Consider the following 18,448-nt stretch of genomic DNA (forward strand, 5'->3'; position numbering starts at 1 on the left):
TAAAATAATGAAATGGACGCCCCTCCTATACTGCTAGTTGGTAGCAACCAGGTGGAGGATGCATCATGGAACAGGTATCAGTGATCGGCTTGGATCTTGCGAAAAATGTCTTTCAAGTACACGGTGCTGATGAACGTGGGCGCTGCGTAATCAGAAAGTCATTGCGGAGGACACAGGTTTACGCATTTTTTGCAAAGTTATCCAAATGTACAGTTGGGATGGAAGCATGCAGCAGCTCGCACTACTGGGGTCGAGTTATTACTGACTGCGGACATGAAGTGAAGCTGATTCCACCCCAATACGTAAAACCTTATGTAAAAACCAACAAAAATGACGCTGCTGATGCGGAAGCGATTTGTGAGGCAGTATCTCGGCCACATATGCGTTTTGTGGAGCTGAAGACGCCTGATCAGCAGAGTATTTTGCTGATACACCGTGAGCGTGATGGGTTAATGAGAGACCGTACTGCTCTAATCAACCGCTTACGTGCAACCTTAGGTGAATTTGGCATAGCAGTGCCATCCGGCCCGGCGCGTCTAAAGCAGTGGTTCCGCGACAGCTATGGCATAAATGAAGATCAGCTGCCGGTACTGATGCAGCGCCACATTGAGCGTATGAGAGCTCGTTGGGTGGAGCTAGAGCGCTGCATTGGTGAGTTGGATCGTGAAATTGACCAACACGTGCAACACAATTCGGCATGCCAGCGTTTACTTGAAGTACCAGGTATTGGTCGTTTAACCGCTTCAGCTTTGGTAGCAACCGTGGGTAATGCATTGGCATTCAAGAACGGCCGCCAACTTTCAGCGTGGTTAGGCCTTGTTCCACGACAGCACTCGAGTGGCGGCAAAACAGTACTCAGAGGGATCAGTAAGCGTGGGGATGCATATTTGCGCAGGATGTTGGTTCATGGTGCGCGAGCAGTGCTAAGGCATTCAGCGACCAAGAAAAATGCCGTTAGCAACTGGTTACATGCACTATCAGTGCGAGCAAACAAGAATGTGGTCATTGTAGCAATGGCAAACAAGCTAGCACGTATAGCATGGGCATTATTGAATAAAGGGCAGCGGTACATAGAACCGGCTGCTGAATAAACCAATGACAGGAACGCGCTGAGGTTTGCGTGGGCAGAACTTGCTGATGACAGACAGGTAGAGCCGAGACTGGATAAGGCTGCGACTAACATCGTTCGTACAGAGAACGTTAAAATGATTAGCATCCAGTCAGCGGAATTCATCAGGGATAGAGGTTAATACCTCGTAAAAATCCGGATAGATGGCTGCAATACCTTCATGTCACGAAATGTTTTGCTTGCACAAAACGGGGCGTCCATAGATGTTATATTATATCATGAAACTCTCATTGAGTTTATTCATCCATGCCCATGTCACGTACTACAGCGTAGTCGGCCACTGCCATGGCCCTCTTGCTTGTCTCTACTGAAAGAGTGGAGGCCTTGGTTTCAAATGATGATGTGGTCGTTGTGACCACCACCTGCACGGTCCCTCACCGACAAAGGCACCTGCCAGTATTTCGATTGTGGACCGAGACGAGCTGCAACTATCCAATACTGGAAAGGGCCTGGCGTATTTGCCAGGCCCACCTATGCCATGCCTGAGCTTTAAAGTCCTCGCCACAGCGTGCCGGCTGGGTTGTCGATCGGGACACCAATTGAATTGCCGTACTCTGTCCATGAACCATCATAGTTACGTGCATCGTACCCGAGTAGCTTTTTCAGCACGAACCAGCTATGGCTGGAGCGCTCACCAATACGGCAATACGTGATGACCGGCTTGTTACCGGTAATACCAACGTCAGCATAGAGGGCTCGTAGGTCGTCGATCGCTCTGAAGGTGCCATCTTCATTGACCACCCTAGACCAGGGAACATTTACCGCTCCGGGAATATGACCGGCACGCATGGATAGTTCCAGAGAGCCTGGTGGTGCAATCACGCGTCCCTGATACTCGTCAGGAGAACGAATATCCAGCAGAGCTGCATCGGTCTTGCCCTCGGCCACGGCAACAACGTCCTGCAAACGAGCGCGATAACGCTCATCAGCCGGTTGCAGTTCAATATTACCCATATTGCGGGTCTGCTGGCTTACACGAGTCAAAGGACGGCCTTCCAGCTCCCACTTGATGCGGCCTCCATCCAGTAGCTTGACGTTGTCGACACCGTAGAGGTCCAGTATCCAGACGCCCCAGGCTGCGAACCAGTTGTGGTTATCACCATAGAGCACGAATGTAGTGTCCCGATTGACACCAGCACGCTGCAACAGTGTCTGGAGATCGTCTCGGCTGACGATATCGCGGCGAATCCTGTCAACCAGATCAGTGTGCCAGTCCAGGTTGAAGGCGCCAGGAATATGTCCCATGTCAAACTGCTCAGGCACAACGCTGACCTCGAAGATACGCACTTTCGGATCTTCAAGGTGTGCTTCCAGCCACTGCGTTGAAACCAGTGGACTGGCCAGGGCCGGGATCGACAGGAGCAACAGGCAGGTTGAAGTCAGTAGTGTTTTAAGCGTCATGGGGGGTATCTCCATTATCAATAGCACGGGCGATTTCGATCAATGCGCGGGCAGTATCCTCAGTGGCCGAGGGAGCAAAGAGGGCAAAACCGCGATCGGCACCTTCCCAAGCCAGTAGGGTCGCTTCACTGCCGGCAAGCGATTTGAGGCGCTGCAGCTGCGCCGGACGTTCATTTATAAGTAAGTTGACGCTATCCGCGGGTAACGCCAGCCCTGCATATCCTGGTGTGGAGTAAAACTCACGCAGGTTGATCGGCTGTTGATTGCATGTGAAGGTCATAAGCTGCCCCGGAATACGATTTTCCCCCGTAACCTTGAGACCACAGAGCTGTGAACATTCGCTGAGCGGTGATTGTTTGACGTAGTAGGAGAGTGAGCGCATGGCCTGGTCATTTTCTTCAGCGAGCGGCCTGCGCCATTCGGTCAGCCCTGGCTCCAGTTTATCGAACCGAGGCTGATCAACCACTTGCGTTACGGTGATCCGTTCGGGCGTGTCAGCATTCAATCGCAACAGGTCCAGCGGCAAGCTGTAGGGTGACACACTGTCGGCTTGACTGTCTGAACAGCCGACGAGGGCGATGGCCAGCAGGGCGGGTAGGTAATACTTTCTCAACATGGTCGTTTCCATCAAATTGATTCTGTGAAGTGGGGGTCAGAAGCGGTAACCGACTTCGAGGGTGAAATTACGGCCGAGCTCATAGTCGATTTCGGCGGAGGTACTTGAGCTTGAGCTGCTGCCGATGGTGTTCTTATCGTTAAGCACGTTACCGATATCCAGGTTGGCAAATAGCGTTTCGTTGCTGCCCACAGCCTTTTGCCAGCCAACACGCATATCCCATGTCAGTGCGGCATCGATGTCGTAGTCGACATAGTTGTAAATACGCTGACCCTGATAGTCGATTCGACCATCACGAATAACCTGAGAGTAACTGGAGCGCCAGTTGAAGAAGTTGGCCAGTGTCAGTCCGGCGGCAGGGATATGCGTTTTGGTTGTCAGGCCGACAGTCCAGGGGCGGGTGTAATTGTCGACCGGAATGTCATAGGTCTTGATGGGTGAGCCTTTATACATGACAAGGGTGTCGTCAAGGTTCTGGTTATAATGGCTACCGGTGGTTGTAACGTCACTCCAGCCCAGCGTCAGTTCGCCCTGGGTGAATGTATGCCAGAGATTGAGTGTGCCTTGGGGGCGGATGCTCACATAATAGTTTTTGCTATCTGTGGTACCGTCATTGGTGTAGGTGTAGTAGGTCGTCGCCAGATCCTCGTGGCTACCGTCATTACTGATGCGCTCGCGATGGATTTGGTCACGGCCCTTGCGGTCTACCACCCTGAGCGAGAACAATGTGTCGGCAAAAACCTGCTCAATACCCAGTGTTACTTCATCATCATAGGGCGTTTTCAGATCCTGCAGATGAGTGCTGTTTTTGGCTGCCAGTATGCGTTCACCAAACTCCAGTGTGTTGGGATCACGCAGGCTGAAATAGCGCATGGATTCGCGCTGCTCACGTAGTCGGTAATCAAAAATGCTGCGACCGTAATAACGGTTAGCACCGGCGATCACGCGTGTTTGCTGGTCGCCAAATAGATCCCAGTTCAGTGCAAGGCGAGGGGCAATATTGACATTGCGCAGGTAGTCGTCCCATTCGGCTCTTATACCGGTGCGTACACTCAGATTGTGCCATTGAATGCGGTCATCAACGAAAGCACCGACAGCGGTCTGGCTGACCTTTATCTCACCTGGTACGTAGTGATAGAGACGCTTGAACATCTGCCCTGCGTCCGGGGCCCAACCACGGTAAGGAGTGGCGATAATCGGTGTGGCTGAACAGAAGGCATCATCAATATCGCCGGATGCTGTTTGACACGTATAAGTTGGTATTAAGTCCGTGCCGTTCGCCTGGGTAAACTCGGTTGTTCGGCCATAGGTGGCAGCCGTATGCTCAACGTTGCCTCCCAGATTAAAGCTGTGTTCGGCAGCTCCTGTTTGAAGTGGGAGCAGTTGCAGCTTGAAGTCGTAGCCAAATTTGTCCTGAGTTTGTTCGATATTGCCGTAACTTCCCTCCATCGTGGCATTCCAGCGCTGAGTCGGGTCAGACCAGTTTTTATCGGCGGATGCGTACCAAGCCTTGAAATAATCTTCACCATTTTGGCGTGACTGCTCGAGGCTGGAATAATTTAATCCATGCTGCCACGTGCCCCAGTCGCCTTGCCAATCGGCCTTTAGCGTGGTCTGAAGGCCGCCGGATTCAATATCGAAACCGCCGTTTAACGTATTGATGTTGAAATATTCTGCGGATTGAGGCGCATAGTTAAGTGTAGAGCTCAGGTTTAGCCGATCATTAACCGCCCAAACTCCCTTGAGAAAAAGGTTATCAACCTGCTGGGTGAGGTCGGTTTTTGAAGGTGCAGTAACGCCATTGTCGACGAAATTGGAGGCATAGATGTTTTTATCGTAAATGTTCGAGGTGCGGCGTACGAAACTGCCTATCAGACCGAAATCATCGGTCAGGTAGCCTTCGAGGGTTGCACGATAGGTCAACGTTCTAAAATTGGGTTGTGTCTCAGCTGTACCATCGGCATCACTGGGGGCATGAAAATCCTCCTCGTAACGATCATCCAGGTGATACTCGGTCCAACTGTCTTGGGTCAGGCTCATGGATACACTGCCAGACAGCTCCCGAGTGGGCGTACGCGTGTCGGCTTCCACCACGCCTCCAGTAAATCCGCCGTATTCGGCTGGGACATTGCTGTCATAAACGGTGATTGATTCCAGCAGGGATGTGTCCAGATTCATACCTTGACTGGTATTAGCGGGCAGGTCGGTCATGGAGGAGTTGGCCGTGACCGATTGACCACCGGGGTTGAGATCGTTGTTGATGCTTACACCGTCAACTGAGAAATTATTGTCCCAATACTTCGCACCATTGATCGAGATGTTTTCGGAGGCCAGGTCAGCAGGATTCTTGCTGCTGCGGGAGTTGCGATCGAACTGGACAGCAGGGTTTTGACGTAGCAATTCAGTGATCTGGCCGTGTCGGCCTGGCATGCTCCGAATGTGTTCACGGTCATAGACCGTCATACCAAGTTGTTGATCGTGCCCCAGCACTAAAACGGGTGGCATGACCATGGCCTGATCGGGTGCATCCGTAATCAGCACATGGCCTTCCGGCGTAATTCTTGCCTGCAAAAGGGAGTTGGATAGCAACAGCTTCAATGCGTCTTCAAGCCCCATTCTGCCTTTAAGCGCTGGAGACATGGTTGTTGGAAGATCATTCGCCTGAATGGCTAATGTCACGCCCGTTTGCTCAGTCAGTTGGGTTAGCGCCTGGTCTAAGGGCTGAGCAGGGATGTTGATGCTGTGAGGTGTGGACACATGATCGGAATGAGGAGAGGGTTGAGCAAGCGCCAGGTTGGCCGTTAACAGGCAAAAGCCAGCCAAACTGGTACGCCATCTGGGAGAGGCAAGGATACGGTTCAGTGCTTTCTGCGACATCTGACTTTCATTCTCCTGTCGGCTAAAAAGTCAGATTCTATCTGATTATGAAAATCATTATCAGTATCAATAAGTTTTTATTAGGTATTTATATTTATTTTTTAGTAATGGGTGAATAGGTGTGAGAAGACGGAGGCTTTGGCAGAGGAAAAGCTTAATTTACTGTCCGGGAATGGTTGACCACTACAAGTGTTGACTTGGGCCGTTTGAAGTCGGTCTTCGTTGTATGCCCGGCTAGTTCATTCAATAGCTGTACATATCGTAAGGATATACACCAAAATTCATACGAAATCTTCAATTTTAAGTACTAATCTAACCGATAATCATTCTTGTTTGTGGGTAGTATAGATGGTGTGCCGGGTGGGTGAAGCAAAAGGTATTGCCGCCCTTTAACACTTACTAAACGCCCCGCTAGCCAGGGCTAGACAACAAGGAGAATGATACATGAACGTTCCGCTGTATCGGGAGGCGCCTCAGCTCAGGCCTTTGGCGTTGGCAGTGATGCTGGCTATATCCAGCACTGCCGTACAGGCGGCCGAAGCTGCGAGAAACACCAGCACAGACTCCTCGACGCTTAACTGTGAGAAAGGAGCCGATGCAGCGGTTGGAAAGGGTCCTAGGGAGGAGTGTGTTGACAGGGATGTCACTTCTGAGGAAGCGTTACCGGTCGCCAACAGCGAAACTACCGTTATTCAAGGCCGCGAGCTGGCCACGGAAGATGTCTTCCTGCGCGATATTTCCAACGTGCATGCCACTCGCGAAAACATTGAAAATTACCGAGGCACCTCGGTAGCAGACCTGTTCAAGGGCCTGAATGGCGTGTACACCGGCGAGGCGCGCAACTCCGGTGCGCTGGACCCGAACATCCGCGGCATTCAGGGCACCGGTCGTGTACCGGTGCTGATCGACGGCACCGAGCAGGCCACCACCATCTGGCTGGGGCCGGGCGGTACCAGTAACCGCAGCTATGTAGACCCCAGCCTGGTGGGGGGTATTACCGCCGAGAAAGGGCCGTCTTTCGAAGGCCCCAGCGGTATCGGCGGTGCCGTGCGCATCCGTACGCTGGAGCCGGGCGATATCATTCAGCCGGGCAAAACCTGGGGCATCGAGCTGAAAACCGAAACCGCCACCAACACGGTGGCTGCGCGTGATGGGGCCAACGGCTGGTATGGCCAGGATTACCGTGACGTTAAGGCGGATGGTGTACCGATCACTGGAATGGGTGGTGATTATGGCGGAATATTTGCGCCGCTTGGGGGTGGGATTACGTTGGTGCCGGAAAGCCGGAGCGACCACCAGGGCTTTAATGGCGAGGATTACGCCTGGCGTCTGGCCATTGCCGCCGAGCAGGAGCACTTCGACCTGATTGGCGTGCACAGCTACCGCCGCAGCGGCAACTATTTTGCCGGTGAAAACGGCGCCGATGCCTACCGCACCGAGGATTGGAGTGAGGCAATGGCCAAGGCTAAAAGCAATGGGGGAGGGAACAGCAGCGAATACCGCGATTACCTGGCTAACCTGTTTCGGCCAGGGCAGGAGGTACTGAATACGCACAGTGAAATGACCAGCACCCTGCTCAAAGGTCGGCTGGAGCTGCCCCATGATCAGGAGCTGAGCCTGAGCTGGATGAACACCGAGCAAATTTACGGTGAGAGCAACACATCAATCCGTCTGATCGCCCACGACCCGGAGGGTATGATTGATATGGATGGCACCGGTGATATGGCCTATCAGTACAACAACCCTTCGTCTGAAGTGGATCAGGATACCTGGAATCTGGGCTATAGCTGGAACCCGGACAACCCGCTGATCGACCTGAAAGTGGGCGCCTGGGCAACCCAGAGTTTCAGCGTGCGGCACCAGAATGGCGGGGCCCAGTATCAGTCGATGGAGACCGACGTAAACTACAACAATTATCTGATGTGTTCGGTGTACCCGTCAGCCTGGCCAGAGAAGGCTGACGATTATGAATGGTTGTGTGGACATTGGTATAACCCTGATGCCAACCCCTATGAGCATGACCCTGACTACCGGGATGAATCTATCGATGGCACATTGGTCGATAAATCCCGCCAGGAATGGAACCACGACCGCTACGGCCTGAACGTGCGTAACCGCTTTCAGCTGAGCCCCGATTTCGCCCTCACCCTGAGCGCCGATGCGCAGCATGAAGAGCTGGATGGCTGGGATGCATCCGAGGCTCACCTGAGCAGTAACCCTATTGTCTGGGGCAACAGCCATATGGGCCCGCGTGCGGGCACTCGCCGTGAATACAATGCCGCCATGCAGATGGAGTGGTTCCCCACGGATACGGTGATGATCACCGGTGGCCTGAAATGGAGCCGCTACTGGTCCTTTGACGATGGCCTTGATGAACACCGGCGCAACCAGGATTTCGGTTGGGCTAAACAGGCTGAGGTGGCATATGCCGAGATCCCCTATGGCCTTTATCTGAGCGAAGAGCAGACCGCTCAGCTTAACGCCTATCTTGCCCGGGCAAAGGAAATCGGTACAGCCAGCCGGTTCGGCACCCTGACCGATGAGCAGCGCGCCTTTGCCGCGGAGTCCAATGCCTGGCTGGCCGAACTGACCAGCGGCCAGTTCGCGGTGACGAAGGAGCTTCAGGCAGCCAATAAGGACCTGGTGTTTTACGGCACGTACGACGTCAACGCGAAAGTCCCAACCGTAGAAATCGGGGGGGCTACATATCTTGATGGTGGCGCGATCCAGGGCGATAACGAGGCATCAAGGGGCCTGGCGGCAGCGATTGTGGACTATGCCGACGGTGATTTCAGGGGCATGCGTGATCGAAACCCCTTCTATAACGGCACCTTGGATATCAATGAAACCGTAACCACCGCCGATGGCAAGGTGCTGCCCAAGTACCTGGCTGGGACTATGGCGTACAACGGAGAGACCGGCGAGCCGCTGGGGCAAAAAACCTTCGTAGCCAATGATCGAGTAGCGAATCCTGAAAAATATAAAGACATCGATATTGTTGAAGGGCCTTGGAGTACCAACAACTATGTTGCGCAGAATGTTGATGCCACAGAGCAGTGGGTGCGCCCGCAGAAGCGGCGCAACGAGGCTTGGGCGCCGATGCTGGGCATCACCTGGTTCATGACGCCACATAACCGTGTTTATGCCCGTTACTCCGAGTATGTGCGCTTCCCCAGCCTGTGGGAAGATACCCAGTCTGCCGTTGGCTATACCTATGGATTTCAGACGGATACGAGTGGGTATTCCATCGAGCCGGAGCGCACCCGCAATATCGAACTGGGCTATGTGCAGGACCTGACGCCTTGGCTCAGCAATGTACGCATGGCGGACGTACGCCTGAACTACTACCGCAACCGCATCGAAAACTACATCGACCGTAATGTCGATTACCAGGTGCTGCAGTTTGATGAAAAGCGTACCGAAGGCATCGAGCTGCAGGCCCGGGTAGACACCGGCCGCTACTTTGCCGGCCTGGGCGCCACCTACCGCTTGAACAACGACCTGTGCGATGCCGACTACGCCGCCACGCTCGACCCATATAACCTGGGGCAGTATGCCGCCTGTGTTGATGGGGGCTTCCCGCTCACCTTTACCCGCACCAGTACACAACCCGAGTTGTCCATCAACCTGGATGGCGGCATGCGCCTGATGGGCGACCGCCTGGAGTTGGGCGGGCGGGTCACCTACCACAGCAGTGCCGAAAACGAAGATGAACAGCAGTGGATCGATGAACACTATCTGTATACCGGTTACCTGAACGAAGCCTACAACCTGGAATCGGTGCTGGTATACGACGCCTACGCCACCTACGAGATAAACAACGTGTTCAAGCTGAATGCAGGCGTCAACAACATTACCGATGAGTACTATCTGGACCCGCTGGCCCGCACCACGCTGCCGGCCCCCGGGCGCACCTTCAAACTGGGCCTGACGGCCAGGTTTTAACCGAACACCCAAGCCAGCCGGGCAGAGGATAAGCCCGCCAGCCAGGGAAGACAGGGGCGGCCGCACCCCGTAAAGCGGCCATTTGAACTAACCCAACCAAAGGAATGTGAACATGAAAAAGTTTTTGCTTGTTTCCGCGATCGCCCTGGCAGCCTCTCCGGCGTTTGCAGCAACCGACGCGACTAAGGGCGGCTCCTCCAATACTGCCTATGTTCAGGTGGGTACGGGCGAGATTCTGGGCGCGGGCGTTGGTATCGCCATGCCGGCAACAAATCCGCCGACTGCTGACGTGCTTGCTAAGGTTGTCAGCTTTGAAGGTGGGCCGATCGACAAGACCGACAAGGCGGTGAGCTATGCCGCGAATGGTAACGGTTATATCGATATTCAGGGGAATAAGCTGTCCGAAACCTGGAAGCACACCATCGCCGGCGGTGCCGGGGTCGGGACCGAGATCTACGCCTACCGTCAGATCAAGGAACCCATGCCGAATTTTCCTCACTTCGGCGGTGAGGTGATCGCCAAGGTGCCGGGCCTGGCCGCCAGCAACGCCGTCTACTTCGGTGAATGGGCACCCTGGGATGGCAGCACCGGCACGGCGCACGACCCTGATCTGGGCATGGACAGCTCACTGCGCACCGTGTTCTTCGTGGGTGAAAACCCGACCACCAGCATGCCGAACCTGACCAACGTGGCCTACGATGTGGTGGGTATCCAGAAATACAACCCGGATACTCAGGCCGGTGTCTACACCGGTACCCTGACCGCCAATTTCAGCGGCACCAGCGGTTCCATCACCGGTACCCTGAACGGCGTCAACTTCAGCGGTACCAGCATCAGTGACACTGGCAGCTTCTCTAACGGCAGCACCATCTCCGGCAAGTTCTACGGCAACCAGGCCGAGGCGCTGGCAGGCATGTATGACACCACTGGCGTGGCCAACGACATGGCCTTCGGCGGTGCTCAGCAGTAAGGCTTAAACCCCCCAGGGTGTTTGCTTGAGGGGGATGTGTGCTTATGTTTCCTGCCGTTGAGATGTATCGACATGCACCGTTTAATACCCTGCGCACTTGTATTGCTGCTGGCACCGACGGCCGCACTGGCCGACGATGACGACACCCGCTTTCTGCTTAACCAGATGGACCGCCAACAGCAAAGCGAAGAACGCGCCTACCCGGCACCGGCCGTGGCCGACAACCCCGATCTGTTCACCGTGAATGGCACCACCTACCAGGTGGAACAAACCCTTGAGGCGCTGGGGCCGGCCCTGTATGTGGCCATCAACCTGAAACAGTGGCACAAGGTGCGCCAGTTTGTGCAACGCTATCGCCAGTTGCCCGGTCATGATGCCAACCTGGCCCTGTTGGCCGAGGGGATGCTGGCGCGGGTCGATGGCGACTATGCCGGGGCCATCGCCGCACTGGAAACGGCACTGGCCGGCAAGCCCGAATTTGTCCGTGCCCGGCTGGAGCTGGCACGCATCTACTTTGAAGACCACCAGCTTAACGCCGCCCGCGACGCCTTCGAACGGGCGCAAGGCAGCGCCGGGCTGCCGCCGCAGGTGCTCGGCATGATCGATCAATACCTGGCCGCGCTGGATCGGCGCGCCGGCTGGCAGGGCAGCCTGTCGCTGGGGCTGGGGTACGACACTAACCTGAACCAGGGCAATGGCGATGTATTGGTCAGCCAGGTGTGTTATCTGCCCAACTGGTGCCAAACGGTAACCCGCCGCATGCCCGAGCCGCTGGAATCGTCCGAATGGGTGTACGACCTCACGGCCGAGCGCCGTTTTAACCTGAGCGGCCATCATAACCTGCTTCTGCGTGGCATTGTGTATGGCAGTTACCCCGACAAGGCACTGGAAGGCACCGACAGCACCGACTATTTCGATGAAAACACCAGCGTGCTGTACGCCGGTTACAGCTATAAATCGGCCCGCAACGAGCTGAACCTGTTGCCGACATTCGAACATTTTTACAGTGACCGCCACACCCGCTATGAGGCGGGCGGGCTGCGGCTGGAATGGAAGCACCAGTGGTCGCCGCCCCTGCAGCTCAATACCTATCTGCAAACGCGCCGTTACCGTTTTCAGGGCGAAGATGCCGTCTATTTTGAAAACTATGACGAACACCGGCTGGGCCTGTCAGCCAGCTATCTTCTCGATCCGCTGACGGCGCTGTACGGCGGGCTGGATTATACCCGCAAGGATTTCCCCACCGATGCCGCCAGCAGTGATGCCTGGATGCTGAACCTGGGCGTGTACCGTCAGCTGCTGCCGGGTGTCAACCTGAACGCAACCGCGTTGTACCGCGAAACGCGCAACGATGAGGCCAACACCCTGTTGGGCGGTCTGCGTGAGGATAAACAGCAGATCTACATGCTGAATGTGGATCTGCCGCGCTGGGCGATCAAGGGGTTTGTGCCGGTCTTGTCGCTCAAGCATACGATGAATGAGAGCAGCATTGACTGGGCCTACGGTTATCAACGTGACGAAGTAGCCCTGAAACTGCGCAAAACCTTCTGAACGTCAGGTTCAGGCAAGCAACTGCACGGGGCCATCGGCCCCACACTGTTAAAGGATGAACGATGTGAATATGCCATGCCCGGATGTACAGGTGATCAAGCAAGCAGGTCAACCGGCATTTGCGGTGATCCCCTATGACGAGTATCTGGTATTGCTGCGCGCCAATCAGCGCCATTTGCCCGCCCGTGTCGTCGAGATGCAAACGGAGGGCGGCTTGAGCCGCATTGCCGCCTGGCGCAGCTATCGCGGCATGTCCCAGTCAGAACTGGCCGAGCGGCTTGGGATCACTCAGTCGTCGGTGGCACGGCTGGAGCGGGTGGACGTTACGCCGCGCCAGCGCACACTGGAGCGTGTGGCCATTGCGCTGGGTTGCACGGTTGAACAACTGCTTCTCAGATCTGAATAGGCGGTAAGCAAAGGCATAGTTTTTATTGCTGATTGCATACGGATCAAGGCTTCACATTAACAGATTTTTTTAATGAGAATGGTTATCAATTCTAATCATGTGGAGTTTTTGCAATGCCATTACCCCCTATAGTACAGCCTGCCGCCGAACTGACTCGAGAGGAGATCAATCGCTATAGCCGTCATCTGCTGATTCCTGATGTGGGCATGGAAGGTCAGCGCCGACTCAGAAAGGCCCGTGTGTTGGCAATAGGCGCCGGCGGGCTGGGGTCTCCGGTATTGTTGTACCTGGCTGCAGCCGGGGTGGGTACCCTGGGGATCATTGACTTCGACCGGGTGGAGGAATCCAACCTGCAGCGGCAGGTGATCCATCAGGTCAGTCAGGTTGGCGAGTTGAAGGCGGAAAGCGCAAAGCAAGCCATCCAGCGCTTGAACCCCGGCGTACAGGTTGAGACGCATACCTTTCGACTGGAGCCTGACAATGCCGTTGAGTTGTTCGCCCGATATGACCTGATCGTGGACGGGACCGACAATTTCGCGACCCGTTACCTGGTCAATGATGCCTGCATTCTGGCAGGCAAGCCTTATGTCTGGGGCTCCATCTTCCGCTTTGAGGGCCAGGTGTCGGTGTTTTGGGAAGACGCCCCCGATGGTTTGGGACTGAACTATCGTGATCTGTATCCGGAGCCGCCACCGCCCGAGTTTGCGCCATCCTGCTCTGAAGGTGGGGTGTTGGGCATTCTGTGTGCCTCGATCGGGTCTGTCATGGCGACCGAGGCGATCAAGCTGATTACCGGCATTGGCGACCCCTTGCTGGGGCGACTGCTGACTTACGATGCGCTAGAGATGCGCTACCGCGAGTTGCCACTGCGTCGCGACCCTCAGCGGGTCCCGGTGACAGAACTGATGGATTACGAATATTTCTGTGGCCTGGGGCAGGCAACGCAGGAAGCGTCAAGCGTACAAGTGCCGCAGTTATCCGTACACACTTTGAACGCGAGACTGGTACAAGGGCAAAAACCGTTGTTGATCGATGTGCGTGAGCCAACCGAGTGGGACATCGTACGTATTCCTCAGGCGTGCCTAAGACCTCGTTCAGCCCGTTTGGCAAGAGACCTTCTGGACGAATTTGGCATTGATGCCGAGATGATCATCATGTGTAAGGCAGGCCAGCGTTCACAGGCAGTTGCCAGCGAATTGCAGGCGCTGGGCGCCAGCAAGGTGCGCAATCTCGCGGGTGGGGTACTGGCCTGGGTCAACGAAATCGACCCCACACAGCCATCCTACTGATGCCGAGGATAGAGCCATGTTGAAAATCTGCAGCGCGGTACTGGATGCCGTCATCGAACAGGCCCGGCAGGATCACCCTATCGAAACCTGTGGTGTCGTGGCGGCTGATGCTGGCAGTCCGATTGCCAACCGCTTGATTCCTATGCGCAATCAGGCCGCTTCCGAGACTTTTTTCTGTTTCGATCCGCGCCAGCAATACAAGGTGTGGTGCGAGTTGGAGGAGTGCGACCAGGAGTGCCGGGTGATCTATCACTCCCATACCGCAAGCATTGCCTGGCCCAGTCGTGAGGATATCGAGCATGCCCACTACCCGGATGCGCATTACCTGATTGTGTCCACCTGGGAGCAGGCTGACTGTCCGGTGCGCAGCTTTCGCATCGCGAACGGTGCCGTGCTTGAAGAGCAGGTGGTTCGCATCTGACGCTTTTTTATCTGTTTTTATTTTCATTGTTCAGTGCCGGTTATCCCGGCATAGAAGGAGTTTTTCATGTCCATCAAAGTAATGATTCCGTCAGTTCTGCGTCCATTCACCAACGGTGCCAAGGAAGTCAGTGCCGAAGGCAAAACCATCATGGAAGTTATTGCGAGCCTTGAAATGAATTATAACGGAATCAGTACACGACTGTTGTCCGGTAACAGGCTGCACCGTTATATCAATATATTCCTGAACGATGAGGACATTCGGTTTGCTCAGGGGCTGGATACACCGGTGACCGGTGGTGATCGGTTGACCGTGTTGCCAGCGGTTGCCGGTGGCGCCTTTGTTCCGTCAGCAATGATGCATGTGAGCGGATGGACACAATGTTGGATTCGCTAACGCTCACTTGGTGCGGTCGTCCCGCCCATGATGGTTGGGCTTCTTTTGTGGCGGCAGTCAATCTGCTGGCACAGTCACTGAATATTCGGGTGGTGCATGCTGAAGTGCAGCAGGCCGAACCGGACTGTCTGGCGTTTGGAATACAGGCATCAGGCATGAGCGAGGTAAGGGTCACCGCCGCCAGCGGTATCCCGGGTGTGGTGCCGTCCGAGTCTATCCTGCAGGCTCAGTGCGGCATCATGTCGGTACATGGCCGTTCAGGTGGCGGTGCGCAGGCGCTTGGGGTGCCTTATGTATCCGCCCTGTCTGCCATATTGGCGCTGCAGGGCGGACTGGCTGCACTGGTGTCTGCCCAACAGGGACGGCCCTATCGCGAAGTCTGGGTGTCAATGCTGGGGGCGGGGCTGATCAGTATCGGCCAGTATCTGGCGGGCGCTACCGCGGTAGAGGAAGGCGAGTCAATCCTGCCGGGTTCTTCTTCGCCGTTATTGCGGCCCCCGTTCGTCTCGTCCGACCGGGTAAGGTTTGAGCTGGAAACTCTCTCGCCGGAACCCTGGCGGCAGTTCTGGGAGCTGATCGGCTTGCCCGGCGAGGTGGCCGGCCATGCATGGAGGGGTTTCCTGATGCGCTACGCTCGTGCCGAATCGCCTCTGCCGGAGGCTTGCCTGCAGGCGTTGGCTCAACTGCCTTATGCCCATATATGCTCATTGGCGGAAGCTGCCGGCGTAGCGGTCATTCCATTGAAAAACTGGCGCGAGGCAGGGGGTGGCACCTTGGCGCCAAAGCTGTGGCAGGTGCAGCAGGGGCCGGTAGCTCCAGCGCTTAGACAGACTGACGAGGATGCCGCTCTGCCATTGGCCGGGATTCGGGTGATGGAGTCCTGCCGCCGGATTCAGGGCCCATTGGCCGGGCACCTGTTGAGCCTGGCCGGGGCCAAAGTGCTGCGCCTTGAGCCCCCCGGCGGCGATCCGTTGCGGGCGATGCCGCCTTGTGTCAACGGCTGTTCGGTCCGTTTCGATGCGATCAGTGCCTGCAAGCAGGTCACGGAAGTGGATATACGTACAGCGGAAGGGCGGGCGGCCATCGCTGCGTCGTTGCCGGAAACCGATGTGTTTCTGCAGAACTGGGCGCCGGGCAAGGACCAAACACTGGAACTGGATTTTGACATGATGAAGTCCCGCCAGCCGGGACTGGTGTACGCCTATGCCGGTGGCTGGGGCTCCGAACAGACCGATTTGCCCGGTACTGATTTCGTGGTTCAGGCCTGGTCGGGTGTGGCTTCGGTTATTGCGGAGCGATCCGGTGAGAGGGGCGGTTCCCTGTTTACGGTACTGGATGTACTAGGCGGTGCAATGGCCACCCTTGGGGTAACGGCGGGTCTGTTGCGCCGCGCACTGGACCTGCGGGGTGTGCGTGTAGAAAGCAGCTTGCTGGGAGGTGCCGAGCTGTTGTTGCATCTGGTGCGGAATTATCCGGTTCAGGCCGAATTCGAGGCTATTGTGCCGACCGAGCAGGGACTGCTGGCGATTGAGTGCACGACAGCCCGTGAATACGGGGCGCTGTGTGACCGGCTGGATGTTGAGCATTGTTCGAAGAGTGAATTGCGCGCCCTGCTGCCGGAAAAATTGTCCCGGATGAGCGCGTTGGATTGGGAGTTGCGCATGCGTGCGGCGCGGATACCGGCAGCAGCCGTTATCGAGCATCTGGAGCAACTCTGTTGCCGAGACACTACGGCACCTTACCTGATACGCCATGACTATGCGGCGGTCCAATCACCATGGAGGTTCATATGAATACGGCAGGCATTATTGATCTGGTCCCTTGGGCGGTGCGGCAGCAATGGAAAGACGAAGGCATTTATCCGAATAAACCGGCTTTTGAGTTGTTTCGGGAGCAAGTGGCAGCGCATCCTGACCAGGCTGCGGTGATCAGTCCTGATGAACGCATGACCTATCGCGAGCTGTATCAGGCTGCCTTGCGTCTGGCGCGCGGCTTTCGTGATGCCGGCGTGGTGCCGGGCGATGTGATCGCCTGTCAGCTGCCCAACCATTGGGCCTGTTGCGCCATCGATCTGGCGGCGGCCGCGCTCGGCGCGGTGGTTGCACCCTTTCCGGCCGGGCGTGATCGGCTGGACATACAGTCGCTGCTTCGACGTTGTAACGCCCGCGTCATTGTGGCCCCGGAGGTCTACAACGAGGTGGATGTGTGCGCGATAATCGAGTCGCTGCGGCCGTCGCTGCTGTCGCTGCGTCTGCTGGTCGTGCAGGGCGCGCCACGTGCGGGCTGGCAGACGCTGGACCGGCTGCTGGCCGCTGAGCCCCTGTCCGAGGCAGAGTTGCCGTCAGTCTGTCCCGATTCTCCTGTGCGCCTGCTGGTGTCGTCCGGTACCGAGTCCGAGCCCAAGCTGGTGGCCTATTCCCACAATGCGCTGGTTGGTGGTCGAGGGCGTTTCCTGCAGCGTCTTCAGGCTGAGGGCGAAACCTTTGTCGGTTTCTACATGGTGCCGTTGGGCTCAGCCTTCGGGTCCACGGCCACTGTCGGTGTACTGTGCTGGCTGGGAGGCACGGTGGTGATTATGCCGAAATTCAGCGTTTCCCGGGCGGTTCGGATTATCGAACGTGACAAGCCCAATTATCTGCTTGGCGTGCCCACCATGATGCAGCGTATCGCGGCAGAACCCGCCCTGCAGCAGGTCGATCGAAGCGGCTTGCGTGCCCTGATCTGTGGCGGCGCCGTGATTGATCGAGCCACGGTTCAACGCTGTACGGGCGCTTTCGGTTGCAGCTTCATCAACCTGTACGGCTCGGCCGATGGCGTCAACTGCCATACCCTGCCGGATGATGATATCGAGGCGATCCTGACAACTGCCGGCAAGCCCAATCCGAGCGTATGCGAGATCCGGATTGCCGATGATGAGGGGCAGGCATTGCCACAGGGCGAAATTGGCGAGGTGTTGGCACGTGGCCCCCTGAGCCCGATGCAGTATGTCAACGCCCCTGACCTGGATGCTCGCTACCGTACGCCCGAGGGCTGGGTCAAAACAGGTGACTTGGGCATGATTGATGCCAAAGGCTATCTGGTGCTGAAGGGGCGCAAGAAGGACATCATCATTCGCGGCGGGGTCAATATCAGCCCGGTGCAGGTCGAGGGGCTGGTGGCCGAGCATCCGGACGTGGTGTCGGTCGCCTGTGTTCCGGTCCCGGATGAGGACATGGGGCAGCGCATCTGTTTGTGCGTCACGTTGAAAGAGGGCAGCACGCGCTTTTCATTACCGACCATCCGGGGCTTTTTACAGCGGGCCGGGCTGGATGCCGGCAAGCTGCCGGAGTATCTGCACTTTCGCCGCCAATTGCCGATGACTCCGGCAGGGAAGGTCGACAAGCGCACGTTGACGCAGGATGTTGCCGCCCTGGCGGTACCCACATTGAAGGCAGGTTGAGGATCAGT

13 protein-coding genes are annotated in these 18,448 nt (G+C 56.2%); 10 read left to right on the plus strand and 3 right to left on the minus strand.

The features are described 5' to 3' along the window. Positions 1-65: 65 nt before the first annotated feature. The gene (locus H1S06_RS07980; protein ID WP_181737921.1) at positions 66-1,091 is read left to right on the plus strand and encodes an IS110 family RNA-guided transposase; all 1,026 of its coding nucleotides are present in this window, start codon (positions 66-68) and stop codon (positions 1,089-1,091) included. A gap of 527 nt (positions 1,092-1,618) precedes the next feature. On the opposite strand, the gene H1S06_RS07985 is transcribed toward H1S06_RS07980, so the two are convergent. Genes H1S06_RS07985 through H1S06_RS07995 form a run of 3 tightly spaced genes read right to left on the minus strand, consistent with a single transcriptional unit; the run spans position 1,619 to position 6,023 of the window. Next, on the minus strand, positions 1,619-2,530 hold the full coding sequence (locus tag H1S06_RS07985; RefSeq protein WP_181738979.1) for a sulfurtransferase: 912 nt from the start codon (positions 2,528-2,530) through the stop codon (positions 1,619-1,621). Then, positions 2,520-3,158 carry a hypothetical protein gene (locus H1S06_RS07990; protein WP_181738981.1) on the minus strand — a complete coding sequence of 213 codons (639 nt, stop codon included), beginning with the start codon at positions 3,156-3,158 and terminating at the stop codon, positions 2,520-2,522. Before H1S06_RS07990 ends, H1S06_RS07985 begins: the two co-directional genes overlap by 11 nt. A 24-nt stretch (positions 3,159-3,182) precedes the next feature. After that, a complete protein-coding gene (locus H1S06_RS07995) occupies positions 3,183-6,023 on the minus strand; it encodes a TonB-dependent receptor plug domain-containing protein (protein WP_181738983.1) in 2,841 nt (946 codons plus the stop codon). 444 nt (positions 6,024-6,467) lie between these two features. Between H1S06_RS07995 and H1S06_RS08000 the strand changes: the two genes are divergently transcribed. From H1S06_RS08000 to H1S06_RS08040, 9 genes are all read left to right on the plus strand, one after another. Further along, positions 6,468-9,968 carry a TonB-dependent receptor domain-containing protein gene (locus tag H1S06_RS08000; protein ID WP_181738985.1) on the plus strand — a complete coding sequence of 1,167 codons (3,501 nt, stop codon included), beginning with the start codon at positions 6,468-6,470 and terminating at the stop codon, positions 9,966-9,968. Between the two features lie 112 nt (positions 9,969-10,080). Beyond that, a complete protein-coding gene (locus H1S06_RS08005; protein ID WP_181738987.1) occupies positions 10,081-10,938 on the plus strand; it encodes a Slam-dependent surface lipoprotein in 858 nt (285 codons plus the stop codon). A 72-nt stretch (positions 10,939-11,010) separates the two neighbouring features. After that, a complete protein-coding gene (locus H1S06_RS08010; protein WP_181738988.1) occupies positions 11,011-12,489 on the plus strand; it encodes a surface lipoprotein assembly modifier in 1,479 nt (492 codons plus the stop codon). A 70-nt stretch (positions 12,490-12,559) separates the two neighbouring features. After that, positions 12,560-12,895 (plus strand): helix-turn-helix domain-containing protein, encoded by a 336-nt coding sequence (locus tag H1S06_RS08015; protein ID WP_181739028.1) that lies wholly within the window; start codon positions 12,560-12,562, stop codon positions 12,893-12,895. A 113-nt stretch (positions 12,896-13,008) separates the two neighbouring features. Next, positions 13,009-14,184: a molybdopterin-synthase adenylyltransferase MoeB gene (gene moeB, locus H1S06_RS08020; protein WP_181738990.1), complete on the plus strand. Its 1,176-nt coding sequence runs from the start codon at positions 13,009-13,011 to the stop codon at positions 14,182-14,184. 16 nt (positions 14,185-14,200) lie between these two features. After that, complete coding sequence (locus tag H1S06_RS08025) at positions 14,201-14,605, plus strand: Mov34/MPN/PAD-1 family protein (protein WP_181738992.1); 405 nt, start codon at positions 14,201-14,203, stop codon at positions 14,603-14,605. 66 nt (positions 14,606-14,671) lie between these two features. Then, positions 14,672-15,001: a MoaD/ThiS family protein gene (locus tag H1S06_RS08030; RefSeq protein WP_181738994.1), complete on the plus strand. Its 330-nt coding sequence runs from the start codon at positions 14,672-14,674 to the stop codon at positions 14,999-15,001. Further along, positions 14,986-16,794 carry a CoA transferase gene (locus H1S06_RS08035; RefSeq protein WP_181738996.1) on the plus strand — a complete coding sequence of 603 codons (1,809 nt, stop codon included), beginning with the start codon at positions 14,986-14,988 and terminating at the stop codon, positions 16,792-16,794. The genes H1S06_RS08030 and H1S06_RS08035 overlap by 16 nt, the downstream gene beginning before the upstream one ends. Continuing rightward, positions 16,791-18,440 (plus strand): class I adenylate-forming enzyme family protein, encoded by a 1,650-nt coding sequence (locus tag H1S06_RS08040; protein ID WP_181738998.1) that lies wholly within the window; start codon positions 16,791-16,793, stop codon positions 18,438-18,440. Before H1S06_RS08035 ends, H1S06_RS08040 begins: the two co-directional genes overlap by 4 nt. The last annotated feature ends 8 nt before the right edge of the window (positions 18,441-18,448 follow it).

It is taken from the genome of Marinobacterium marinum (assembly GCF_013868415.1).
GTDB classification, from domain to species: domain Bacteria; phylum Pseudomonadota; class Gammaproteobacteria; order Pseudomonadales; family Balneatricaceae; genus Marinobacterium; species Marinobacterium marinum.